Origin of the sequence: Phreatobacter sp. (assembly GCF_027532945.1) — a bacterium.
Classification (GTDB): domain Bacteria; phylum Pseudomonadota; class Alphaproteobacteria; order Rhizobiales; family Phreatobacteraceae; genus Phreatobacter.
This window is the reverse complement of record NZ_JAPZTZ010000015.1, coordinates 100,908-122,499: the sequence shown is the minus strand read 5'-3', so window position 1 is coordinate 122,499 and position 21,592 is coordinate 100,908. Positions and strand designations below refer to the sequence as shown.

The 21,592-nt window shown below is 69.6% G+C and carries 21 protein-coding genes; 8 read left to right on the top strand and 13 right to left on the bottom strand.

The window, feature by feature from the left end:
• Positions 1 to 15 precede the first annotated feature (15 nt).
• The 6 genes from O9344_RS12360 to mobA all read left to right on the top strand — a co-directional run bounded on the left by O9344_RS12360 (position 16) and on the right by mobA (position 4,755).
• Positions 16 to 711, top strand: a complete 696-nt coding sequence (locus tag O9344_RS12360; RefSeq protein ID WP_298477491.1) for an ABC transporter permease — start codon at positions 16 to 18, stop codon at positions 709 to 711.
• Between the two features lie 5 nt (positions 712 to 716).
• A complete protein-coding gene (locus O9344_RS12355) occupies positions 717 to 1,445 on the top strand; it encodes a phosphate ABC transporter ATP-binding protein (protein ID WP_298477405.1) in 729 nt (242 codons plus the stop codon).
• 40 nt (positions 1,446 to 1,485) lie between these two features.
• Entirely contained in the window at positions 1,486 to 2,364 is an 879-nt protein-coding gene (locus O9344_RS12350) for a substrate-binding domain-containing protein (RefSeq protein WP_298477402.1), read from the top strand.
• 1 nt (position 2,365) lies between these two features.
• The gene (locus tag O9344_RS12345; protein WP_298477399.1) at positions 2,366 to 3,169 is read left to right on the top strand and encodes a molybdate ABC transporter substrate-binding protein; all 804 of its coding nucleotides are present in this window, start codon (positions 2,366 to 2,368) and stop codon (positions 3,167 to 3,169) included.
• An 81-nt stretch (positions 3,170 to 3,250) separates the two neighbouring features.
• On the top strand, positions 3,251 to 4,123 hold the full coding sequence (locus O9344_RS12340; RefSeq protein ID WP_298477397.1) for a formate dehydrogenase accessory sulfurtransferase FdhD: 873 nt from the start codon (positions 3,251 to 3,253) through the stop codon (positions 4,121 to 4,123).
• 5 nt (positions 4,124 to 4,128) lie between these two features.
• On the top strand, positions 4,129 to 4,755 hold the full coding sequence (gene mobA / locus O9344_RS12335) for a molybdenum cofactor guanylyltransferase MobA (RefSeq protein ID WP_298477394.1): 627 nt from the start codon (positions 4,129 to 4,131) through the stop codon (positions 4,753 to 4,755).
• Between the two features lie 4 nt (positions 4,756 to 4,759).
• Here the strand turns inward: mobA and glp are convergent, their stop codons facing one another.
• From glp to O9344_RS12275, 12 genes are all read right to left on the bottom strand, one after another.
• Entirely contained in the window at positions 4,760 to 6,028 is a 1,269-nt protein-coding gene (gene glp, locus O9344_RS12330; protein ID WP_298477392.1) for a gephyrin-like molybdotransferase Glp, read from the bottom strand.
• 3 nt (positions 6,029 to 6,031) lie between these two features.
• Positions 6,032 to 6,598, bottom strand: a complete 567-nt coding sequence (gene mobB / locus O9344_RS12325) for a molybdopterin-guanine dinucleotide biosynthesis protein B (RefSeq protein WP_298477488.1) — start codon at positions 6,596 to 6,598, stop codon at positions 6,032 to 6,034.
• 122 nt (positions 6,599 to 6,720) lie between these two features.
• Complete coding sequence (locus O9344_RS12320; RefSeq protein WP_298477389.1) at positions 6,721 to 7,737, bottom strand: formate dehydrogenase subunit gamma; 1,017 nt, start codon at positions 7,735 to 7,737, stop codon at positions 6,721 to 6,723.
• 88 nt (positions 7,738 to 7,825) lie between these two features.
• Positions 7,826 to 8,422 (bottom strand): formate dehydrogenase FDH3 subunit beta, encoded by a 597-nt coding sequence (gene fdh3B / locus O9344_RS12315; RefSeq protein WP_273513205.1) that lies wholly within the window; start codon positions 8,420 to 8,422, stop codon positions 7,826 to 7,828.
• Between the two features lie 16 nt (positions 8,423 to 8,438).
• Complete coding sequence (locus tag O9344_RS12310; protein ID WP_298477382.1) at positions 8,439 to 11,390, bottom strand: formate dehydrogenase subunit alpha; 2,952 nt, start codon at positions 11,388 to 11,390, stop codon at positions 8,439 to 8,441.
• Positions 11,391 to 11,404: 14 nt separating this feature from the next.
• Positions 11,405 to 11,626 carry a formate dehydrogenase gene (locus O9344_RS12305; RefSeq protein WP_298477379.1) on the bottom strand — a complete coding sequence of 74 codons (222 nt, stop codon included), beginning with the start codon at positions 11,624 to 11,626 and terminating at the stop codon, positions 11,405 to 11,407.
• A gap of 31 nt (positions 11,627 to 11,657) precedes the next feature.
• Positions 11,658 to 12,476, bottom strand: coding sequence for a Cro/CI family transcriptional regulator (locus O9344_RS12300; protein ID WP_298477377.1), 819 nt, complete (start codon positions 12,474 to 12,476; stop codon positions 11,658 to 11,660).
• 128 nt (positions 12,477 to 12,604) lie between these two features.
• Positions 12,605 to 13,276, bottom strand: a complete 672-nt coding sequence (locus O9344_RS12295; protein WP_298477374.1) for a DUF3306 domain-containing protein — start codon at positions 13,274 to 13,276, stop codon at positions 12,605 to 12,607.
• A complete protein-coding gene (locus tag O9344_RS12290) occupies positions 13,273 to 13,791 on the bottom strand; it encodes a DUF3305 domain-containing protein (protein WP_298477372.1) in 519 nt (172 codons plus the stop codon). The genes O9344_RS12295 and O9344_RS12290 overlap by 4 nt, the downstream gene beginning before the upstream one ends.
• A gap of 11 nt (positions 13,792 to 13,802) precedes the next feature.
• Positions 13,803 to 14,822 (bottom strand): DUF6352 family protein, encoded by a 1,020-nt coding sequence (locus tag O9344_RS12285; RefSeq protein ID WP_298477485.1) that lies wholly within the window; start codon positions 14,820 to 14,822, stop codon positions 13,803 to 13,805.
• 17 nt (positions 14,823 to 14,839) lie between these two features.
• Entirely contained in the window at positions 14,840 to 15,388 is a 549-nt protein-coding gene (locus tag O9344_RS12280) for a DUF6505 family protein (protein WP_298477368.1), read from the bottom strand.
• Positions 15,388 to 16,137 carry a biotin/lipoate--protein ligase family protein gene (locus O9344_RS12275; RefSeq protein WP_298477365.1) on the bottom strand — a complete coding sequence of 250 codons (750 nt, stop codon included), beginning with the start codon at positions 16,135 to 16,137 and terminating at the stop codon, positions 15,388 to 15,390. The genes O9344_RS12280 and O9344_RS12275 overlap by 1 nt, the downstream gene beginning before the upstream one ends.
• A gap of 109 nt (positions 16,138 to 16,246) precedes the next feature.
• Here O9344_RS12275 and O9344_RS12270 point away from each other — a divergent pair, with 109 nt between their 5' ends.
• Entirely contained in the window at positions 16,247 to 18,271 is a 2,025-nt protein-coding gene (locus O9344_RS12270) for a 4Fe-4S binding protein (protein WP_298477361.1), read from the top strand.
• A 6-nt stretch (positions 18,272 to 18,277) separates the two neighbouring features.
• Here O9344_RS12270 and O9344_RS12265 read toward each other — a convergent pair whose 3' ends face one another.
• Complete coding sequence (locus O9344_RS12265) at positions 18,278 to 19,585, bottom strand: c-type cytochrome (RefSeq protein WP_298477358.1); 1,308 nt, start codon at positions 19,583 to 19,585, stop codon at positions 18,278 to 18,280.
• Between the two features lie 146 nt (positions 19,586 to 19,731).
• Between O9344_RS12265 and O9344_RS12260 the strand changes: the two genes are divergently transcribed.
• On the top strand, positions 19,732 to 21,357 hold the full coding sequence (locus O9344_RS12260) for a GMC family oxidoreductase N-terminal domain-containing protein (protein ID WP_298477355.1): 1,626 nt from the start codon (positions 19,732 to 19,734) through the stop codon (positions 21,355 to 21,357).
• Positions 21,358 to 21,592 lie beyond the last annotated feature (235 nt).

Sequence of the window (21,592 nt, the reverse complement as noted above, 5' to 3'; positions counted from 1 at the left end):
CCTCCCGACGTGGACATCGCCCAGTCCTTTGCCGCCGCCTTCGCGCTGATCCTCGGCGCCGATCCGGCCTTCCTCGCCATCGTCCGGCTGTCGCTGGCGGTGACGCTGACGGCCGTCGCCGTGGCGGCGCTGATCGGCCTGCCCGTCGGCGCGCTGCTGGCGCTGTCGCGCTTTCCCGGCCGTGGCGCGGTCATCGTCCTCGTCAACGCGCTGATGGGCCTGCCGCCGGTCGTGGCCGGCCTCCTCGTCTTCCTGCTGCTGTCGCGTTCCGGTCCGCTCGGGCCCCTCGGCCTCCTGTTCACGCCGACCGCGATGGTCTGCGCCCAGGCGATCCTCGTCCTGCCCATTGTCATCGCCATCACCCGGCAGCTGGTCGAGGACCTGCACGGCGAGTACCGCGAGCATCTCGCCTCCCTCGGCCTGACGGGGCTCCGCGCCATCCCGACCCTGCTCTGGGACGGCCGCTTCGCGCTCGCCACCGCCATCCTCGCCGGCTTCGGCCGGGCCAGCGCCGAGGTCGGCGCCGTGCTCATCGTCGGCGGCAATATCGCCGGCTACACGCGCACCATGACCACCGCCATCGCGCTGGAGACGTCCAAGGGCGACCTGCCGCTGGCCCTCGGCCTCGGCATCGTCCTCATCCTGCTGACCCTTGGCATCAATGCCGTCACCTATGCGGCGAGCCGCGTCGGCGCGCGGTTCGCGGGATGACGGCCATGCGCGAGACCACCTCCGTCCTGCCGCTCGCCGTCTCCGATCTCACCTTCGAGGCCGGGGGCAAGCGCCTCGTCGACGGCATCGGCTTCACCATCCCGCGCGGCGGGCTCACCGTAATCATCGGGCCCAACGGCTCCGGCAAGTCGCTGACCCTGCGCCTTTGCCACGGCCTCATCGCCCCCAGCGCCGGCGCCATCGCCTGGGCGGCGGGGGAGGGCACGCTGGCGGGGCACAAGCGCCATGCCATGGTCTTCCAGAAGCCGGTCATGCTGCGCCGCTCGGCGCTGGCCAATGTCGAGCATGCCCTCGCCGCCGCCGGAGCCGGCTGGAGCGAGCGCCGCAGCCGCGCCCGCGAGGCCCTCGACCGCTTCGGCCTCACCGACAAGGCCGACCGCCCCGCCCGCCTCATGTCGGGGGGCGAGCAGCAGCGCCTTGCGATCGCGCGCGCCTGGGCGCTCCGGCCGGAGATCCTCTTTCTCGACGAGCCGACCTCACAGCTCGACCCCGGCGCCACCCGCCAGATCGAGCAGATGATCCTCGCCCTCAAGGCCGAGGGCGTGACGCTGGTCATGGCGACCCACGACATGGGCCAGGCCCGCCGCCTCGCCGATCGCGTGCTCTTCCTTCATCGCGGCCGTCTCGTCGAGGACGCGCCGGCGGAGACCTTCTTCTCAGGGCCGGCAAGCGCCGAAGCCCGCGCCTTCATCGCCGGCGACCTTGTCTGGTGAGCCGGCACCCCACCTCCCAATCCCCTCAACGGAGACGACCATGACGACCTTGCCGACCCGGCGCCATCTCATCGCCGCCACCGCCTCCCTCCTCGCCTTCGGCGGGGTGGCTCTCGCCCAGGACGCCCGTCCCGCGGCGCCCGCCACCGCCGCCGCCGGCACGCGGTTCATCACGGTCGCTTCCACCACCTCGACGGTGGATTCCGGCCTGTTCAACCACATCCTGCCGCTGTTCAGGGCCAAGACCGGCATCGAGGTGCGCGTCATCAGCCAGGGCACCGGCCAGGCGCTCGACACCGGCCGCCGCGGCGATGCCGACGTCGTCTTCGTCCATGCCCGCGCGGCGGAGGAGCGCTTCGTCGCCGAGGGCCATGGCGGCCCGCGTCGCCCGGTCATGTACAATGACTTCGTGCTGATCGGCCCCAAGGCCGATCCCGCCGGCATCAAGGGCTCGCGCGACATCGCCGCGGCCCTGCGCGCCATCCAGACGAAGGCGACGCCCTTCGTCTCGCGCGGCGACCGCTCCGGCACCCACCAGGCCGAACTGGCGCTCTGGACGGCCGCCGGCATCGACCTCGCCGCCACCCGCGGCAGCTGGTACCGCGAGATCGGCCAGGGCATGGGCGCGGCGCTCAACACGGCTTCGGGCATGAACGGCTACGTCCTCTCCGATCGCGCGACCTGGCTTTCCTTCCGCAACCGCGGCGACCTCGACATCCTCGTCGAGGGCGACCGGCGCCTGTTCAACCAGTACGGCATCATGCTGGTGAACCCCGAGCGCCACCCGCATGTGAAGAGGGCCGACGGCCAGGCCTTCATCGACTGGATCGTCAGCCCCGAGGGCCAGAAGGCCATCGCCGACTACCAGATCAACGGCCAGCAGCTGTTCTTCGCCAACGCCTCCGATTCGGGGGCGTGAGATGCGGGCCATTCTTGCGGCGGGCCTGATGATGGCCGCCACGGGCGGCGCCGTGGCGCAGGAGCCGGTGCTGCTCCACGCTGCGGGGAGCCTGCGCGGCGCCATGACCGAGGTCAGCGCCGCCTTCACCGCCGCCGGCGGGCCCCCGGTGACGCAGGTCTACCGGCCCTCCGGCCTCATCCGCGACGCCATTGCCGGCGGCGAGAAGGCGGAGGTCTTCGCCTCCGCCAACATGACCCATCCGCAGGCGCTGGCGCAGGCCGGCAAGGCGGGGCCGGTCGTGCTCTTCGCCCGCAACGCGCTCTGCGCCTTCGTGCGGCCGGGTCTGGAGGTCACGCCGGCGACCGTCCTCGACCGGATGCTCGATCCGGCGGTCAAGCTCGGCACCTCGACGCCGCGGGCGGATCCGGCCGGCGACTATGCCTATCAGGTCTTCGCCCGTGCCGAGGCGGTGCGCCCGGGTGCCCGTGCGGCGCTGGAGGCGAAAGCCGTGCAGCTCACCGGCGGGCCGTCCAGCGCACCGGTGCCGGAGGGGCGGAACGCCTATGGCCACGTCATCGCGGCGGGTCAGGCTGACCTCTTCCTCGCCTATTGCACCAATGGCGGCCCCATCGCCCGCGAGCAGCCCGGCATCCGCATGGTGGCGCTGCCGGAGGCGCTGGCAGTCGGCGCGGACTATGGCGTGACGGTGGTGAACGGCGCCTCGACCGCGGCGCACCGCTTCGCCCTCTTCGTGCTGTCGCCGGCCGGCCAGCGCATCCTCGCCCGTCACGGTTTCGTGGCGCCGGGGCTGCCGGCCGAGTGACGCTACCCGATGACGCGACCATGGCACGGCGCCCCGGCGCCGTGCTATTTGACCGGCCCCGTTCCCGCGACCGCCGGTGCCATGTCCGACACGCCGCCCCTCATCGTCCCGAACCCCGCCGATCCCCGCCTCACCCAGCGCGTGACCGGCGTCAATGAACGCGGCGAGGCCATCGAGACGGCGGTGACGGTGGAGCGCCCGCTCACCCTCTACCTGAACGCCCAGGAGATCGTCACCATGATGACGATCGGCGATTACCCCGACTATCTCGCTATCGGCTATCTCCTCAATCAGAACATGCTGAAGCCCACCGACGTGGTCACCGGCGTGGACTATGATGAGGAGCTTGAGGTGGTGGTGGTGCGCACGGAAGAGCACACCAATTTCGAGGAGAAGCTGAAGAAGCGGACCCAGACCTCCGGCTGCGCCCAGGGCACGACTTTCGGCGACCTGATGGAGGCGCTGGCCGACATCCAGCTGCCGAAGACGGAGTTCCGCACCTCCTGGCTCTACCGGCTCACCCACGCCATCAACACCATGCCCTCGCTCTATCTCGAGGCCGGCGCGATCCATGGCTGCGTGCTCTGCCGCGAGGACCGTCCGCTGGTCTATATGGAGGATGTCGGCCGCCACAATGCCGTCGACAAGATCGCCGGCTGGATGTACCGCCACGGCGAGACCGGGGCCGACAAGATCTTCTACACGACCGGCCGGCTCACCTCCGAAATGGTCATCAAGACCGTGCGCATGGGCATCCCCATCCTCGTCTCGCGCTCGGGCTTCACCGCCTGGGGCGTCGAGCTTGCCCGCCAGTGCGGTCTCACCCTGATCGGTCGGGCCAAGGGCAAGCGCTTCGTCGCGCTCGCCGGCGAGGACCGCATCGTCTTCGACCAGGACCTCTCCTATGTCGAGGAGGAGAGTGCACGCCACCGCCGCAAGGGCGCGGAGGACTGACGCCCATGCCGCATCCCCAAACCCTCGGCGTGCTGCTCGCCGGTGGCCTCGCCCGCCGCATGGGCGGCGGCGACAAGCCGCTGAAGACGATTGGGGGCACCACCCTGCTCGACCGCGCCGTCAAGCGCCTCACGCCCCAGTGCGACGGGCTCATCGTCAATGCCAATGGCGATCCGGCGCGGTTTGCCGCCCTCGGCCTGCCGGTGGTGGCCGACACGGTGCCGGGATTCGCCGGGCCGTTGGCCGGCGTCGTCGCGGCGCTGGAATGGCTGGAGCGGGAGCGGCCGGACATCGCCTGGCTCGTCTCCATCCCGACCGACTCGCCCTTCCTTCCCGCCGATCTCGTCGGCCGGCTCCATCAGGCGCGCGAGGCGGCGGGAACGCCGCTCGCCACCGCCCGCTCCGGCGACCAGACCCATCCCGTTGTCGGGCTCTGGCCCGTCGCGCTGCTCGCCGACCTGCGCCGCGCGCTGGTGGAGGAAGACCTGCGCAAGATCGACCGCTGGACCGCCCGCCATGGCGTGGCCGAGGCGATCTGGCCGACCGAGCCCTTCGACCCGTTCTTCAACGCCAACAGCCCCGAGGACCTCGCCGAGGCCGAGGCTGTGCTGGCGCTACATCCCGCGGCCTGAAGCTTCAGCGCAGCAGCGCGTAGGACAGGAAGGCGACCGTCTCGCCGGGCGCCACGCGCTCGATGGGCTCGGGCAGCTCGACGAGGCCATCCGTCTCGGTCAGCGAGGTGATGACGCCGGCGCCATCGCGCGGATGCTTCACCGCTTCCATCACGCCGTCGGCGCCGCGCCTGAGCGCCACCCGCACATATTCCCGCCGCCCCGCCTTCTTCTTGTAGGGGAAGGCCGCGCGAACGGGGAGCGCCATCGGCCGCTCGGGCTTTGCCCCCGCCAGCACGGTGAGAAAGGGCCGCACCACATGGGCGAAGGTGACGAAGACGGCGACGGGATTGCCGGGCAGGCCGATGAAGGCCGCCTGTTCCGTGCCGCCCGGCGCCGGGATGACGCCCATGGCGACCGGGCGGCCCGGCTTGATGGCGAGACGCCAGAAGGTCAGCGAGCCCACCGCCTCCACAGCCGCCTTCACATGGTCCTCCTCGCCGGTGGAGACGCCGCCGGAGGTGAGGATGAGGTCATGGCCGCCCGCTGCCGCCGACAGGGCCGCGGCGATGGCGGCGCGGTCGTCGGGCAGGATGCCGAGATCGGTGACCTCGGCGCCGAGGCGGCGCAGCAGCGCCTGCATCGTGTAGCGGTTGGAATCGTAGAGCTGCGCCGCGCCCAGCGGCGTGCCGGGCGAGACGATCTCGTTGCCGGTGGAGAAGACGGCGACGCGGACGCGGCGGCGCACGGTCACGTCGGTGAGGCCGAGGGCAGCGGCCAGCGCGATGGTCTCCGGCGTCATGACGCGGCCGGCGCCAAGCGCCCGCGCGCCAGCGGGGAGGTCCTCGCCCGCCGGCCGGCAATTGGCGCCCGCCGACAGCCCCTGTGGCAGGATGACGGTCTCGCCATCGAGCCGGACGTCCTCCTGCATGAAGACCGTGTCGCAGCCCTCCGGCATGGGCGCGCCGGTGAAGATGCGGACCGCAACCCCTGCCGCCATGGCGCTGGCGGAGGAGCCCGCCGGCACGCGCCCCGAGACCGGCAGGCGCGTCTCTCCGGCAGCGGCGAGATCAGCGAAGCGCACGGCATAGCCATCGACGGCGGAGTTGAAGAAGGGCGGCAGGCTCACCGGCGCGGCAATGTCGGCGGCAAGCACCCGGCCGTCGGCGGCCAGCAGCGGCACGGTCTCGGTGCTGGCGACAGGTGGGAGGCCCGCAGCGACGCGGTCGAGCGCATCCTCGATGGAGAGGAGCTGGCCGCCGAAGGCGAACTGGTCGGAGGAGAGCTGGGCCATGCTTCAGCCGGCCTTGCGCGGCTGGCGGGCGAGCTCCACCGGCTCCGTGCGCCGCAGGAGGTCGAGCACGCCGTCCAGCGGGTCGGCAGCGGCGAGGAGCAGGTCGGCCGCCATCTCGATGGCGTCGAGATCGGCGCGCGGTCCGCTGAAACCGGGAGCCGCCACGTCGCTGAGCAGGGCGCGCACGTCCGGAATGTCGGGGAAGAGCCAGGGCTTGGCATTGGCGGCGCGATGGATCTCCACCTTCGGATGGGCTTCGCGCTTGAAGCCCTCGACGATGACAAGCTCGACGGGCGAGAGCCGCACGAGGAGGTCGGCAAGGCGGGGCTCTGTCTCCTCGCGCAGCTCGTGCATCAGCGCCCAGCGGCGGCCAGAGGCGACCAGCACCTCGGTGGCGCCGGCAAGCCGGTGCTCGTGGCTGTCCTTGCCCGGCCTGTCGATGTCGAAGGCATGGTGCGCGTGCTTCAGCGTCGAGACCGAAAGGCCCCGCCCGCGCAGCACCGGAATGACGCGGGTGAGCAGCGTGGTCTTGCCCGCCCCGCTCCAGCCCGCCAGTCCCACCACCTTCATGATCGTCTCGGCCTCATCCGTCATGGAGAGCGGAAACTAGGGCCATGGGCACGCCACCGCCAGCCCTCAAACAAAAACGCCCGGCCGGAGCCGGGCGTCTGTGTGTCGCGTGGGACCTGTCGTTACTCGGCGGGCTGTGCCGCAGGCGGCAGCGCCTTGCCCTTCGCCATCTCTTCCTCGACCCAGAGCGAGTGGTGCTCCTTGGCCCAGTTGAGGTCGACCTCGCCGGAGGTCATGGCGTCGGCAGCGCCCTGCATGCCGACGGACCCGATGTAGATATGGGCGATCATCATGGCGATCAGCAGCACCGCCACGAGGCCGTGGACGATGTTCCAGAACTGCAGGGCGAGCACGCCGCCAGCCGAGGCCGGGAAGAGCAGGTAGACGCCCGACAGCGACAGCAGGCCGCCGCCGATGATGACGGCCCAGAAGATCACCTTCTGGCCGGCATTGAACTTCTTGGCCGGCGGATGGCCGCCACCCACGAGGCCGCCGCCCTGCTTGATCCAGGTGATGTCGGTGCTGTTGGGGATGTTGTGGAACACCCAGACCACGAACATGAAGACCAGGCCGAGCATGAAGGGCCAGGCGAGGAAGTTGTGGGCGATCTTGGCACCCTGCGCCAGCGTGGCGAAGGCGTCCTCGCCGAGCAGCGGGGCGACCACGAACTTGCCGAAGGTCACGTTCAGGCCCGACAGCGCCAGGATGATGAAGCAGCCTGCGGTCAGCCAGTGGATGAAGCGCTCGAACGTCGAGAAGCGCAGGATCTTCACGCCGGACAGGCCGGAGTCGATCATGATCTTGCCGCGGGTAAAGTAGAACACCGCGAGCATGCCGAGCATGCCGAGGATGGCGATGGCACCGACCCAGAGCATGGCGCCCTGGTGGAAGGCGCGCCAGGCCTGGCCCTGCGGCTGGATGAGGTTGGCCGCGCTGGCATCCGGGATCGTGATGCGCCCGGAGAGCGTGGAGCCGGCGCCCGGCGTGCCGGCCTGAAGGGCCTGCATGAGCTGCTGCTCCTTGACGGAGGCAGCGGTCGGATTGACCGAGTTCGGCTGCTGCGCCGAGGCAGGTGCAGCGATAAAGACAGCGATCGCCAGGAAGAAGGCGGCCACGAGAGACCGAAGCGTGACGCGCATCGGATGGTCCTCCCTGCGGACGGCGCTCATGCGGCAGCCGTCCCGAATGGATGAAGCGGGCGGCGGCGCAAGGCCGCCGCCCGGCGGATCAGATGGCGATGGTTTCCTTGTAGGCCGTCTGCCAGCCCCAGGCGCCCGAGCCGTAGCCACGCTTCAGCACGCGCTCCTTGTAGATGGTCGCGATCATGTCGCTGTCGCCGGCGAGCAGCGCCTTGGTCGAGCACATCTCCGCGCAGAGCGGGAGCTTGCCCTGGGCAAGGCGGTTGGCACCGTAGGCGGCATATTCGGCCGTGGAGTTGTCGGCGAGCGGACCACCGGCGCAGTAGGTGCACTTGTCCATCTTGCCGCGGGTGCCGAAGTTGCTGACGCGCGGATATTGCGGCGCGCCGAACGGGCAGGCGTAGAAGCAGTAGCCGCAGCCGATGCACAGCTCCTTGGAGTGCAGCACGACCGCGTCGGCCGTGGTGTAGAAGCAGTTCACCGGGCACACCGCCGCGCAGGGCGCGTCGGTGCAGTGCATGCACGCCATCGAGATGGAGCGCTCACCGGGCTTGCCGTCATTGAGCGTGACGACGCGGCGGCGGTTGATGCCCCACGGAACGTCGTGCTCGTTCTTGCAGGCGGTGACGCAGGCGTTGCATTCGATGCAACGATCGGCATCACAGAGGAACTTCATACGGGCCATTGTTCGGTCCTCCCTCTCACGCCGCCTGGATCTGGCAGAGCGTGGCCTTGCCTTCGTGCATGCCCGTCACCGGGTCATAGCCATAGGTGGTCACGGTGTTGACGCTCTCGCCGAGGACGATCGGATCGGTCCCCTGCGGGTAGTTCTTGCGCTGGTCTTCGCCCTGGTACCAGCCACCGAAGTGGAACGGCATCCAGGCGACACCCGGTCCGACGCGCTCGGTGACGAGCGCCTTCATGCGGGCACGGCCACCCTCGGGACCGGCAACCCAGACCCAACCGCCATCGGCGATGTTGCGCTGGGCCGCGTCACGCGGGTTGATCTCGACGAACATGTCCTGCTGCAGCTCGGCGAGCCACTTGTTGGACCGCGTCTCCTCGCCGCCGCCTTCGTACTCCACGAGACGACCGGAGGTGAGGATGATCGGGAACTGCCGTGCAATGCCCTTGTCCACCGCGCCCTTCTGGTAGGTCGTGTGGAGGTTGGGCATGCGCAGCGTGCGCTCGTCGGCGCGGGCCGGATACTTGGCCACGAGGTCGACGCGCGGCGTGTAGATCGGCTCGCGATGGACCGGAACCGGATCAGGCAGGTTCCAGGCGATGGCGCGGGCCTTGCCGTTGCCGTAGGGGCAGACGTTCTTCTCGAGGCAGACGCGCTGGATGCCGCCCGACAGGTCGGTAGCCCAGGAGATCGCGCCCGGATTGGCACCGCCGATCCGCTCGATCGTCGCCTTCTCGGCCGGCGTCAGGTCGGCGTCCCAGCCAAGGCGCTGGAACATCGCATAGGTGAACTCCGGATAGCCGTCCTGGATCATGGAGTCCTTGCTCCAGGAACCCTGCGCCAGCAGCGTCTCGCCGTTGCGCTCCAGACCGAAGCGCGGGCGGAAGGTGCCGCCGCCGTCCATCATCCGCTCATTGGTGTTGTAGAGGATGTGGGTGCCGGGGTGGCGGAGCTCCGGGGTGCCCCAGCACGGCCAGGGCAGGCCGTAGAAGTCGCCGCCGACGCCCGCCACGTCCTTCGAGGCGCGCAGCGTCACGATGTCGAACTTGTCCTGGTTCGCCATGTGGGCCTTGATGCGCTCCGGCGACTGGCCGGTATAGCCGGTCGACCAGCCACCGCGATTGATCTCGCGCAGGATCGACTCGGCCTCCGGCTCGTCACCGAACTTGCCCTTCACCATCTTGATGTTCTTGAACATCTCGTTGGCGAAGCCGAGCTTCTGGGCGAACTTGTAGATGATCCAGTAGTCGGTGGCCGACTCGAAGATCGGCTCGACCACCTTCTCACCCCACTGGATGGAGCGGTTGGAGGCCGTGCGCGAGCCGTCGCACTCGAAGTTGGTGCAGGCCGGCAGCACATAGGTTCCGTCACGCCGGTTGTGCAGCGAGACGAAGTTGGTCGGATGCGGGTCGACCACGACCAGGAGGTCGAGCTTGCCGAGGCCCTCGACCGCACCGGGCACGCGCGGGATCGTGTTGCCGCCATGGCCCATGACGAACATGGCCTTGACGTTGTCCTTCTGGTCCACCTGCTCGTTCGGCAGCAGGGCCGCGTCGAACCAGCGGGTCGACGGGATGCCCGAGACCTCCATGTTCTGGCGGGCCGTGCGGGCGGCGCGGCCGCCCTTGGCCGGAACCTCGTCGAAGCGCGACACGAAGTAGTCGTAGGGGACCTCCCAGACGCGCGACCAATGGCGCCAGGCGCCCTCGACCAGGCCGTAATAAAGCGGCAGGTTGCCGACATCGAGGCCCATGTCGGTCGCGCCCTGCACGTTGGTGTGGCCGCGGAAGATGTTGGCGCCGGTGCCGGGCGCACCGACGTTACCGGTGAGCAGCAGCAGGTTGCAGTAGGCACGCACGTTGGCGGTGCCGACCGTGTGCTGGGTGGCGCCCATGCACCAGATCAGCGTCGAGGGCTTCTCGGTGGCGAAGAGCTTGGCGACCTTCTCGAGCTGGGCGCCGGGAACGCCCGACACGTCCTCGACGGTCTTCGGATCCCACTTCTCGACTTCCTTCAGCACCTCGTTCATGCCGTAGACGCGCTGGGCGAGGAATTCCTTGTCCTCCCAGCCGTTCTTCACGATGTGCCACATGATGCCCCACATCACCGGAATGTCGGTGCCGGAGCGGATGCGGACATATTCGGTGGCATGAGCCGCAGTGCGGGTCATGCGCGGGTCGATGACGATCAGGTTGGCGCGGTTCAGTTCCTTGCCGCTGAGCACGTGCTGCAGCGACACGGGGTGCGCCTCCGCCGGGTTGCCGCCCATGATGATCATGGTCTTGGCGACGCGGATGTCATTGTAGGAGTTGGTCTGGGCGCCGTAGCCCCAGGTGTTGGCGACGCCGGCCACGGTGGTGGAGTGGCAGATGCGGGCCTGGTGGTCGACGTTGTTGGTGCCCCAGAAGGCGCCGAACTTGCGGAACAGGTAGGCCGCCTCGTTGGTGAACTTCGCCGAGCCGAGCATGTAGACGCTGTCGGCGCCCGACTTGGCGCGGATCTCCAGCATCTTGTCGCCGATCTCGTTGAAGGCCTGCTCCCACGTGATGCGGCGCCACTGGCCGCCGACCAGCTTCATCGGGTACTTCACGCGGCGCTCGCCGAACACCAGCTCACGCGAGGAAGCGCCCTTGGCGCAGTGGGTGCCGCGGTTGATCGGGCTCTCCCAGGCCGGCTCCTGACCGGTCCAGACGCCGTTCTGCACCTCGGCGATGACGGTGCAGCCCACCGAACAGTGGGTGCACATGTTCTTCTTGACGACGGTGGCGATGCCCGGCTGCGGGGCGGCGACCGCCTCGGCCTTGCGCACCGCGCCGAGCGTCAGCGAGCCGACGGCGATGGCGCCGGCGGCGGTGAGGCCGGACCGGGCGAGGAAGGTACGGCGATCCATCACGCCGGAGGTGAGTCCACCGGCGAGGCCGGCGAGCCGCGTGCGGGCGGCGTCCTGGGACTTGCGCTTGATCAACATGGGGGCGCGCTCTCTCAGTAGCGATTGGTGCGGTAGAAAGCCTGGACATTCGCCGAATTGGCCTGATAGCGGGCCTTCGTGCGCTCGTTCCGGTTCTCGCGGCCGGCCGTCTGGGCTTCGGCAGCATCGGCGCCGACCACGACAGCGGCTGCGGCAGCCGAGGTGCCGGCCATGGCTTTCAGGAAGTCACGGCGAGCCGTCACAGTGGCGTTCTCTTGGTCTTTGGCGCTGGACATGGGTCCCGTCCTCCAATCTTCTCCCCGACGCTCAGGCGTCGAAGGAGAAAGCCTCTTCCTCGATGGTCACGAACAGGCGCCCGACCGCGCCGACAGCGGCGTAGAACGGGCGACCCTGCGTCGCTTCCAGGTCTGCGAAGAACCGGCCTGCCCAAGGCTTCAGATGCGCCTCGAAGAAAGCCTTCTCCGTCTCGTAGCCCTCGCCGATGGACTTCAGGGCCATGTTGGCCATGACGTCGCAGAGGAGGGCGATGTGGTCTTCCGGCTCGCGCGTGTCGTCGGAGCGCAGGATGCCGTGATCGACATAGGCCTGGCGCACGGCGGCAAGCGGCCGCTCGTGCAGGAAGCCCGTCAGATAATAGGAGGCGTAGGGCAGGAGTTCGCCGCGGCCGACCCCGACGAAGAGGTCGAAGAACTCGCGGTTGACCTGCTCGAGCGAGATCTCGCGGGCCGCCTGGGCGAGGGCCAGATGCGCCATGCCGAGCGGCGAGGCATCGCCCTTAAGCTCGCCGACCTGCTTCAGCACCTCGGCGGTCGGCACCTTGAACAGCAGCAGCGCCAGCATGCCGTATTCGGCCGCGCGCAGGTGGTCCATCTCGTCGATCTCGTCAGCCCCGAGTTTGGCCTGCGCGGCCTCCATGGCGATCGCGATGGAGGACCGGGCTTCCGGATAGAGGTCGGGCCGGAGGATGTGGCGGCCGATGCCGGAGACCTTCTCGACGGCGATCACGCGCTCGGACGGCACGCGGTTCCAGCTGGACACCGACGGCTGTGAAATGCCGAGAGCGCGGGCGAGTGCACCGACGCCGCCCACCGCTTTGATGGCCTCTTCCAGTCCCCGTTCGCGCACGATTGCGACTGCTTTCCTCTCAATGGGGCGGTGCCTGTTCCGGCACTTGGCAGCCCATAGGCCGACCCTCATTTGCTTTAGAATAGGTACAAGCTATGACCCGGCAAGGCAAGCAGGGAAAGAGACTTTCAAGCCGGCAAAGCCCCGCCATTGCGCCGCTTGGGCGGTGCCAAGTGCTTATCGGATCGTGAATCATTGTGCGCTGCAGCAACGGCGGGCCCGGACGGCGCCGTGGCGTCTTCGCATTCTGCAGGGGGATTGCGTGTTTCTACCGCTTCAGCGTCCGCAGAGACAGGGACAACATGCTGCGACGCAGCATCGTCCGTGCTCTCGGCTTGCGACACTATGTCGTTAGCAGACTGTGGATCATTCCCGGCATCCACCCGCGACAGGGCGCGATCGAACAGCTCGGCGACCTCCCGGACCATGTCCTTGGTCGTCTCGATCGGCCCGAATCCCGGTGCGGCGCCCGGCGTGTTGTAGTCATAGGCATAGTCGAGCGCCGGGCTGACATAGTCGCGGATCGCCGGGTCGAGCAGCCACATCCGCTGGAGCGCCGCGTTGCGCAGTGGGGTCGGCACCCAGGGCTGCATGAAGGCGGAGACGCTCTGGCCGGGCACGAGGTCCTCGACCTTCGGCAGTTCGGCGATGAGGTCGTCGAGTGTCCGGCCCTCGGGCAAGGCGGGCTCGGTTGCGGCCGGCGGCGCCGGCTCGACGGGGGCGGGTTCCGGCTCGCGCTTCAGCCGCGACCATCGGGAGAGGAAGCCTTCGCCCTGCGGCGGCGGGACGGCGCGTCTCATGACCGCTTCCCCCGCTCGGTGAGCGCCGGATGGCCGATGCCGAAATCCGGCTCGGCATTCGGGTCCTTGCGGTCGCGCTTGCGCTTGAAGAAGGGCTGGTCGACATGGTGGGCGTCGACGAAGGCCTGGAGTTCCACGGCCACCTCGTGCGGCATCGGCACGGCCTCGACCTTGTCGGTGACCACGTCGACGAAGGCCTCGCCCTCATAGGGGTCGATGGTCGCGCCGGCGACGCCCCAGCTGCCGTCCTGGCCTTCGCGCAGCGCCACCCAGACCGCGGGGCGTCCCGAGGCGAGGTTGTCGCGGTAATGGGACGTCTCGCCGGAATGGAAGGTGAGTTCGGCGGGGCCGAGATACCAGCGCTCGACGCTGCCCTCGGCGCCGATCCGCGATCCTGCCGGAACCTCCGGCAGGCCCGGCAGAACGGCCTCGGGCATCCATTCGAAATCGACCCAGGGATTGGAGAGCTTGCGCTTCACCGCGACGATGCCGACGGTCAGGTGGCGAACGGGCATGGCGTCCTCCGTCAGGCAGCGAGCCGGCCGGCCAGCGGCAGGCCGACAATGAGGTTCTGCGGCTTGATCCGGAGGACCATGTCCTCGGTCAGGGCCATGAGGAGATAGACCGGCTTGCCCGCGAGCTTCGGATCGACGCGGCTCGCATCGGTGAAATCGAGGCGGAAGAGCCCGCAGATGCGGCTCTGCTCGCCGGGGTCCACGGCCTCGCCGCGCCACAGCCGGTTGCCGATGGCGGTCGCCTCGGCGTCGAGGCCGACGAACCAGCGCCAGTCCGCATCCTCCACCCGCTCGACCGCGGCGATGGTGGTCTCGATGCCGAGCATGTGGAGGATCCAGGTCTCGAGAACCCGGCACAGGGCCTCGCGGGAGCGCGGGTCGCCGCCGAGATTGAGCACCATGGTGAAAGCATCCGAGCGCGACCAGTAGCTCTCCGCCGTCTCATCGGTCATCACGTCGAGTTCGGCGGTGGCATCCTTGCCCATCATGGCGGCGAGCGGCGAGGTGGTCATGAGGCTCTGCCGCTCGGCCTCCAGTTCCTCCACCAGCTCGTGGTCGGCGAGCAGCAGCGCGCCGTCCTTCAGGCTGCCCTTCTGGGCGCGGAACAGGAGTTCGGCGGCGCGCAGCACGAAGGGGTCCTCGCAGCCGTCCAGCGCATTGCGCAGGATCAGGTGCACGAGCTGGTTGAGGAAGAGCGGCGGGATGCCCTTGGCGCCCGCCCGGACGATGGCGAGATAGGCCGCCTCGATGCTGCCATGGGCGATGAGCTTGTCGCGGAAGCCGATCATGAACTGCCAGTTCTCGCGGGCATCCTCGTCGGCGATGGCGCCGATCATTGCGGCGGTCACCGGCCGGCGCGGCTCGGCGAGGAGCAGCGCGTGGAGGTCGCGCTCGGCGTCGCAGGCCTCCGGCGGCGGCACCAGTTCCGGGCGCGCCAGATAGGCGAGGATCATCTCGTCGGTGACGGCAAGGCCGCCGCCCTCCGTGCGGCTGGTCATGTGGTGCCCGGAGGACACCCAGAATTCCTTCACCGTGCGCGTCGCGAGGGTCATCGGCGGGTCGCCATCATGTCGATCAGGTCCACCCGCTCCTCGGGCATATCGTCCACCTCCTCGTGGAAGGTGAAGGCGCGGGCATGGGCGTGCAGGCTGTCGGCGCCTTCGGTGCGCTCGCGCCGCTGCAGCACGCGGTATTGCTCGCGGATCTCGCCATCGTCCTCGCCGCGGTGGAGGGCGACGAGCGTGCCCTCACCGTGTTCGGCGAGCGATGCGGCAAAGGCGATCTCCTCCTCGGCGGCGGCGCGGGCCGCATCGAGGGACGGGGCGCCGAGCCTGTCGACGAGATGCGCGGCGAGCGCCTCGACGGCCGCCGTGCGCTCCTCTGGCTTGATGGGCTGGCACACGACCAGCGTCGAGAAGCCGAGCGAGTCGACGCCGACAAAGCCGGAGCGGAATGCGGCGCGCTCCTTGCCGGCCAGCGCGGCGACCTCGCGGCCCCAGAACAGGAAGGAGCCGGTGACGGCCCACTCCCCGGGTTCGGCTGCCACCGGAAAGACAAACGTGTCCGAAGGGTCGAGGCGGATGGTGCGCAGCATCATCACAGGCGCGGCCCTCCGGCGTCGCGGTCGAGCCAGGCGACGGCCTTCAGTCCGTCGAGCAGCGACACGGTGCGGCCGAAGCCGCCGGCCGCGGGCGTGACGACGAGGTCGCCGGCCCCGGAGAGCGCAAGGCTGTCGCCCGGCCGCTCCTTGTCGAGCCGCTTCACATAGTCCTTGAGGACGCGGTCCGGGCCCTCGTTCTCCCAGATGTCGACGAAGCGCATGAGGAAGCGGGCGAAGGCCTCCACCAGCATGGCCGGCCCGACGCCCTCGAAGCCCTCTTCGTCGAGGGCGGTGGCATTGGGCACCTTGCCCGGCTCCATCAGCCCGGCGAACGAAACACGCACGCAGGCCGAGAAGACCAGCCAGTCCGGCACCTCCTCCTCGCCGCAGCGCTTCGGCCAACCGAGACGGCCGCCGCCGACGAGGCCGCCGTCGAAGCGGATCGTGTCGGGGAAGGCGATGCCGACGCTGCGCTCCGGCGGGCAGAGCGAGGCAATGGCATCCGCCGTCGCCGCCATGCCCATGAAGAAGGCCTTGCGCGCCTCGGCGAGCGGTTCCGCCGGCTCCAGAACGACGGCGAACTCGGCCATGTCGAAACGTCGCACCCAGACGAGCGTGCCGGCGCCCTCCTCGCCAGCCGTTCGGCAGGCATGGGCGAAAGCATCGCCGGATTCGCGCAGGGCCACCGTCCGGAAGCCCGGCGGCAGGTCGAGGGTCGAGGGCGTGCTCAGCGTGACGAGGGCCATGGCACCTTCTGGAGAAGCGACCCTTATCACGGGCCGGTCTGGTTCTTTGGACTGCTTCCAATATATGAAGACCCCAAGCGGCGGGAAGAGCCGCGGGTCGGAGAGTGAAATGACGGCAGCCACCACATTCCTCTGCTCCTGCGAGGAGACCATGCCGCTGCATGGGGAGACGGTGGCCAAGGCCTGCCGCACCAAGGTGCGCACCGCCGACCAGCTCTGCCGCAAGGAACTCGATTTCTTCAAGGCGGTGCTGGCGCAGGAGGGCGACGTGCTCGTCGCCTGCACCCAAGAAGCCCCGCTCTTCACCGAGACCGCCGAGGACATGGGCTTTGCCGGCCGTCTCGCCTTCGCCAATGTGCGCGAGCAGGCGGGCTGGTCGACGGGCGCCCGCGAGGCCGGTCCGAAGACCGCCGCCCTCCTCGCCGCGGCCTCCGAGGAGATGCCGCCGATCCAGGCGGTGACGCTGGAATCGAAGGGCGTCGCGCTGGTCTATGGCCGCGACGAGGTCGCCATCGAGGCCGCCCGCCGCCTCTCCGAAACCCTCGACGTTACCGTGCTGCTGACCAGGCCCGGGGCGGTTACGCCGCCCTCCGCCACTGATTTTCCGGTAGTGAAGGGCACGATTTCCGTCGCCCGCGGCCATCTCGGCGCCTTCGAGTTGATGGTCGACGACTATGCGCTGCCCTCGCCCGCCTCGCGCCGCGCCTATGCCTGGCAGACGCCTCGCAACGGCGCCTCCTCGACCTCCGACATTGTCATCGACCTCTCCGGGGGGATGCCGCTTTTCCCCGCCGCCGAGCTCCGCCCCGGCTACCTGCGCGCCGATCCGCGCGACCCCGCGGCAGTGGAGCGGCTCATCGGCGAGGCGTCGGGCCTCGTCGGCACCTTCGACAAGCCGCGCTTCGTCCAGTTCGACGCCTCGCTCTGCGCCCATTCGCGCTCCAAGATCACCGGCTGCACCCGTTGCCTCGATCTTTGCCCGACCGGCGCCATCACCCCCGACGGCGACCATGTCGCCATCGACCCGGCCATCTGCGCCGGCTGCGGCCAGTGCGCCGCCGCCTGCCCGACGGGGGCTGCCGCCTATGCCCTACCGCCCGTCGATGCGCTGATGCGCCGCATGCGCGCGCTGCTCACCACCTACCAGGCGGCGGGCGGCACCGGCGCGGTGCTGCTCCTTCATGACGGCGACCACGGCCTGCCGCTCATCGACATGCTCGCCCGCCACGGCGACGGCCTGCCTGCCCATGTCCTGCCGCTTCAGGTGAACGAGGTGACGCAGGTCGGCCCCGAACTGCTGGCGGGCGCCTTCGCCTATGGCGTTGCCGGCATCGCCGTGCTCACCCGCGCCAAGCCGAAGCACGACATTCTCGGCCTGCAGCGCACGCTGGCCACCACCCGCACCATCCTCGCCGCGCTCGGCTATGGCGCCGACGTGCTGCGCCTTGTCGAGACGGACGATCCCGATGCGCTGGCCGCGGATCTCGCCGTGCCCTTCGCCGGCACGCCGACGGCGAAGCCCGCGAGCTTCCTGCCCATGGGCGCCAAGCGCGGCCTGCTCGAACTCTCCTTCCTCGAGCTCCACGCTGCCGCCCCCGCGCCGGTCGACGTCATCGCGCTGGAAAAGGGCGCGCCCTTCGGCAACGCCGAGGTCAATGTCGAGGCCTGCACGCTCTGCCTGTCCTGCGTCTCCGCCTGCCCGACCGGCGCCCTCTCGGACAATCCCGACAAGCCGATGCTGCGCTTCGCGGAGAGCCTCTGCGTCCAGTGCGGCCTGTGCGAACAGACCTGCCCGGAGGATGCCATCGACCTCGTCGCCCAGCTCGACTTCGTCGCCTGGCGCGAGCCGAAGAAGCTGGTGAAGGAGGAGGAGCCCTTCCACTGCACCCAGTGCAACAAGGCCTTCGGCACCCGCTCCACGATCGAGCGCATCGCCTCGAAGCTCGAGGGGCACTGGATGTTCTCGGGCGCCAATGCGGCGCGCCGCGAGGCCCTGTTCATGTGCGAGGATTGCCGCGTCGAGCGCGTCGTCAACGAGAGCTTCGACCCCTATGGCGCGCCGGAGCGGCCGCGGGTGCGGACCGCCGAGGACTATCTGGCCGAGGTCAAGGCGGGCAAGGACGGGCTCAACTGAGCCGGCTCACTCGGCCCCGGTCGCCTTGGCGATGAAGTCGACGAGGTCCTTGAGATCCTCCGGATCCGTCACCCGCTGCTCCGGCATCTTGGTGCCGGGCGTGTAGGCCGTCGGGCCGATCTCGAAGAGCCGGGCGATGGTCTCTTTCGTCCAGATGATGTCCATGCCGCGCAGCGCCGGCGAAAAGTCGTAGCCCGCCGCCGTGCCGATGCGCCGGCCGATGACGCCGTACAGCGTCGGCCCGGCGCGGTTGCCGCCATCCGGATCGAGCGTGTGGCAGGCGGAGCAGGCGCGAAAGACCTCGGCGCCCGGATGGTCGGCAAGCCGCGTCAGCGCGTCGGACGGCTTCGCCAGGATGACCGCGCCGAGATGCTCGCCGGTCGTCGCCAGCCAGCGGCGCACGAGCCGGTCGCCGCCGCCGGTCAGCAGTTCCTCCGTCCCCGGCCGGAAGGCGAGGGACCAGACCGGCAGCCCGGGACCGACCAGCACCCGCTCCACGGCAAGGCTCCGCCGGTTGATGATGGCGACCGAGCCGCGGATGCCGGCCGCGGCGATGCGCGTCCCGTCCGGCGACAGCCCCACCGCGACGATGGGCGTCTCGGCGGCGCGGATCTCGCCGCGCGGCACGCCATTGCCCGAGAAGACGATGACGCGGCCATCGGCGAGGCCGGCGGCGATCTCGCCATCGCCGGCAACCGCCAGTGCATTCACCGGCAGGCCGAGCTCGACCACACGCTCCGTGCCGCCGTCGAGGGGCACGATGCGCAGCGCGCCGTCATGGCCGCCGGTGACGATGCTGCGCCCGTCCGCCGTGAAGCCGACGGCGTTGAGCGGCCCGCGCTGCGTGGTGGCAACCCGCGCCTCGCCGCCGGCGAGCGGCACGATGCGCGCCGTGCCGTCCCAGGAGGCCGTGGCGAGGCTCCGGCGGTCGGGAGAGATCGCCAGCGCCGCGACCGGCGCCTCGTGGGTGACGGGCCGCGCCTCCGGCTCCGCCCGGCCGGGCCGCCAGAGCAGCACGCGCCCGTCCTCCCCGGCGGTGACGAACCTCCCGTCGGCGAGGGCCGCCACTGCATTGACCGAGCTGTCATGGCCGCGCAGCACGCTGACAGCGAGGCCCTGCTCGATGTCCCAGAGGATGGCGGAGGAATCGAAGGAGCCGGAAATGGCGAGGCTCCCATCGGGCGCGACGGCGAGCGCCCGCACCGGGCCGCCATGGCCGCGCATCTCCTGCGCCACAGCGGGAGCGACGAGGAGGGCAAGGCAGGCCGCGAGGGCGATTGTCAGACAGGAGAGCAGGCGGGGGATCGAGAACATGCCCGACATCTAACGCCGCCATCGGCCAAGGCAATCCTGTCGTTGCGGCCCTTCGCGCCGACCGGCCAATTGACCTTGGGCCGCGCACGCGCGATGGATCGCCGCAAGGGCCAGGACCGAGAGCCCGCCAGTGCCGGAGGGGAGCCATGGCCCGCACCATACAGGGTGAGTGGGATTACATCGTCTGCGGAGCCGGCACGGCCGGCTGCCTCATGGCGAACCGCCTCTCCGCCAATCCGAAGAACCGCGTCATGCTGCTGGAGGCCGGCACCAAGGACGACTGGATCTGGTTCCACATCCCCGTCGGCTATCTCTTCGCCATCAACAATCCGCGCGCCGACTGGATGTTCAGGACCGAGGCCGAGCCCGGCCTCAACAGCCGCTCGCTGATCTATCCGCGCGGCAAGGTGATCGGCGGCTCCTCCGCCATCAATGCCATGATCACCATGCGCGGCCAGAGCGCCGACTACGACCATTGGCGCCAGCTCGGCCTCACCGGCTGGGGCTGGGACGACGTGAAGCCGCTCTTCGTCGGGTTGGAGGACCATTTCCTCGGGACAAGCGAGCATCACGGCACCGGCGGCAACTGGCGCGTCGAGGCGCCGCGGGTGCGCTGGGACCTGCTCGACCGGGTGCGCGAGGCGGCGGTGCAGATGGGCGTGCGCCCGCTCGACGACTTCAACACCGGTGACAACGAGGGCGCGGCCTATTTCCACGTCAACCAGAAGAAAGGCCTGCGCTGGTCGGCGGCGCGCGGCTTCATCAAGCCGATCATCGACAAGCGCGACAATCTCGACCTGATCTCGGGCGTGCAGGTGGAGAAGGTGATCGTCGAGGAGGGCCGCGCGAGGGCCGTGCAGATCCGCCAGGGCGGCGAGAGCGTCATCCTGCGCTGCCGCGGCGAGGTGGTGCTCACCGCTGGCTCCATCGGCTCGACGCAGATCCTCGAACTCTCCGGCATCGGCCATGGCGACGTGCTGTCGCGTCACGGCATCCCAGTGGTGAAGGACAAGCCCGGCGTCGGCGGCAACCTGCAGGACCACCTGCAGATCCGCGCCATCTACAAGGTCCAGGGCATCAAGACGCTGAACGAGACCTACCACAACCTCGTCAAGCGCGGCCTGATGGGGCTCGAATATCTCGTCCGCCGCACCGGCCCCCTGACTATGGCGCCGAGCCAGCTCGGCATCTTCACCCGTTCCGATCCCTCCCAGGAGCGGGCCAATATCCAGTTCCACGTCCAGCCGCTGTCGCTCGACAAGTTCGGCGACCCGTTGCATCGCTTCCCCGCCGTGACGGTGGCGCCCTGCAACCTCCGCCCGACCTCGCGCGGATCGGTGCATATCCGCTCCGCCGATCCGACGGACAAGCCGATCATCGCGCCGAACTATCTCGCCACTGACGAGGACCGGAAGGTGGCGGCGGATTCGCTGCGCGTCACCCGCCGCCTGATGAGCCAGCCGGCGCTGGCCCCCTACCGCCCCGAGGAGTTCCTGCCCGGCCCGGTCATCGGCGACGATGCCGAGAGCCTCGCCAGGGCCGCCGGCGACATCGGCACGACCATCTTCCATCCCGTCGGCACGGCGAAGATGGGCCTTGCCTCGGATCCGATGGCCGTGGTGGACGAGCGCCTTCGGGTGATAGGAGTGGACGGTCTGCGGGTGGCCGACGCGTCCGTCATGCCGACCATCACCTCCGGCAACACCAACACGCCGACGCTGATGATCGCCGAGAAGGGCGCGAAGATGATTCTGGAGGACGCGCGCGGTTGAGAGCGTCTTGCGCCGGGAAACGTCGCCCTGCACTGCGGAAGTGCGTCCTTCGAGGCTCGGCCAGCGGCCGATGCTGACGCATCGCCGCGGTCCTCGCACCTCAGGATGAGGTGGGTTGAGCCCTGCATTGAGACCGTGGCTCCCGATGCGTCCACCGATCTGCCGGACACTACCGTCCTCATCCTGAGGTGCGAGCGCATAGCGAGAGGCGAACGCATCTCGCGTTCGCTCGATG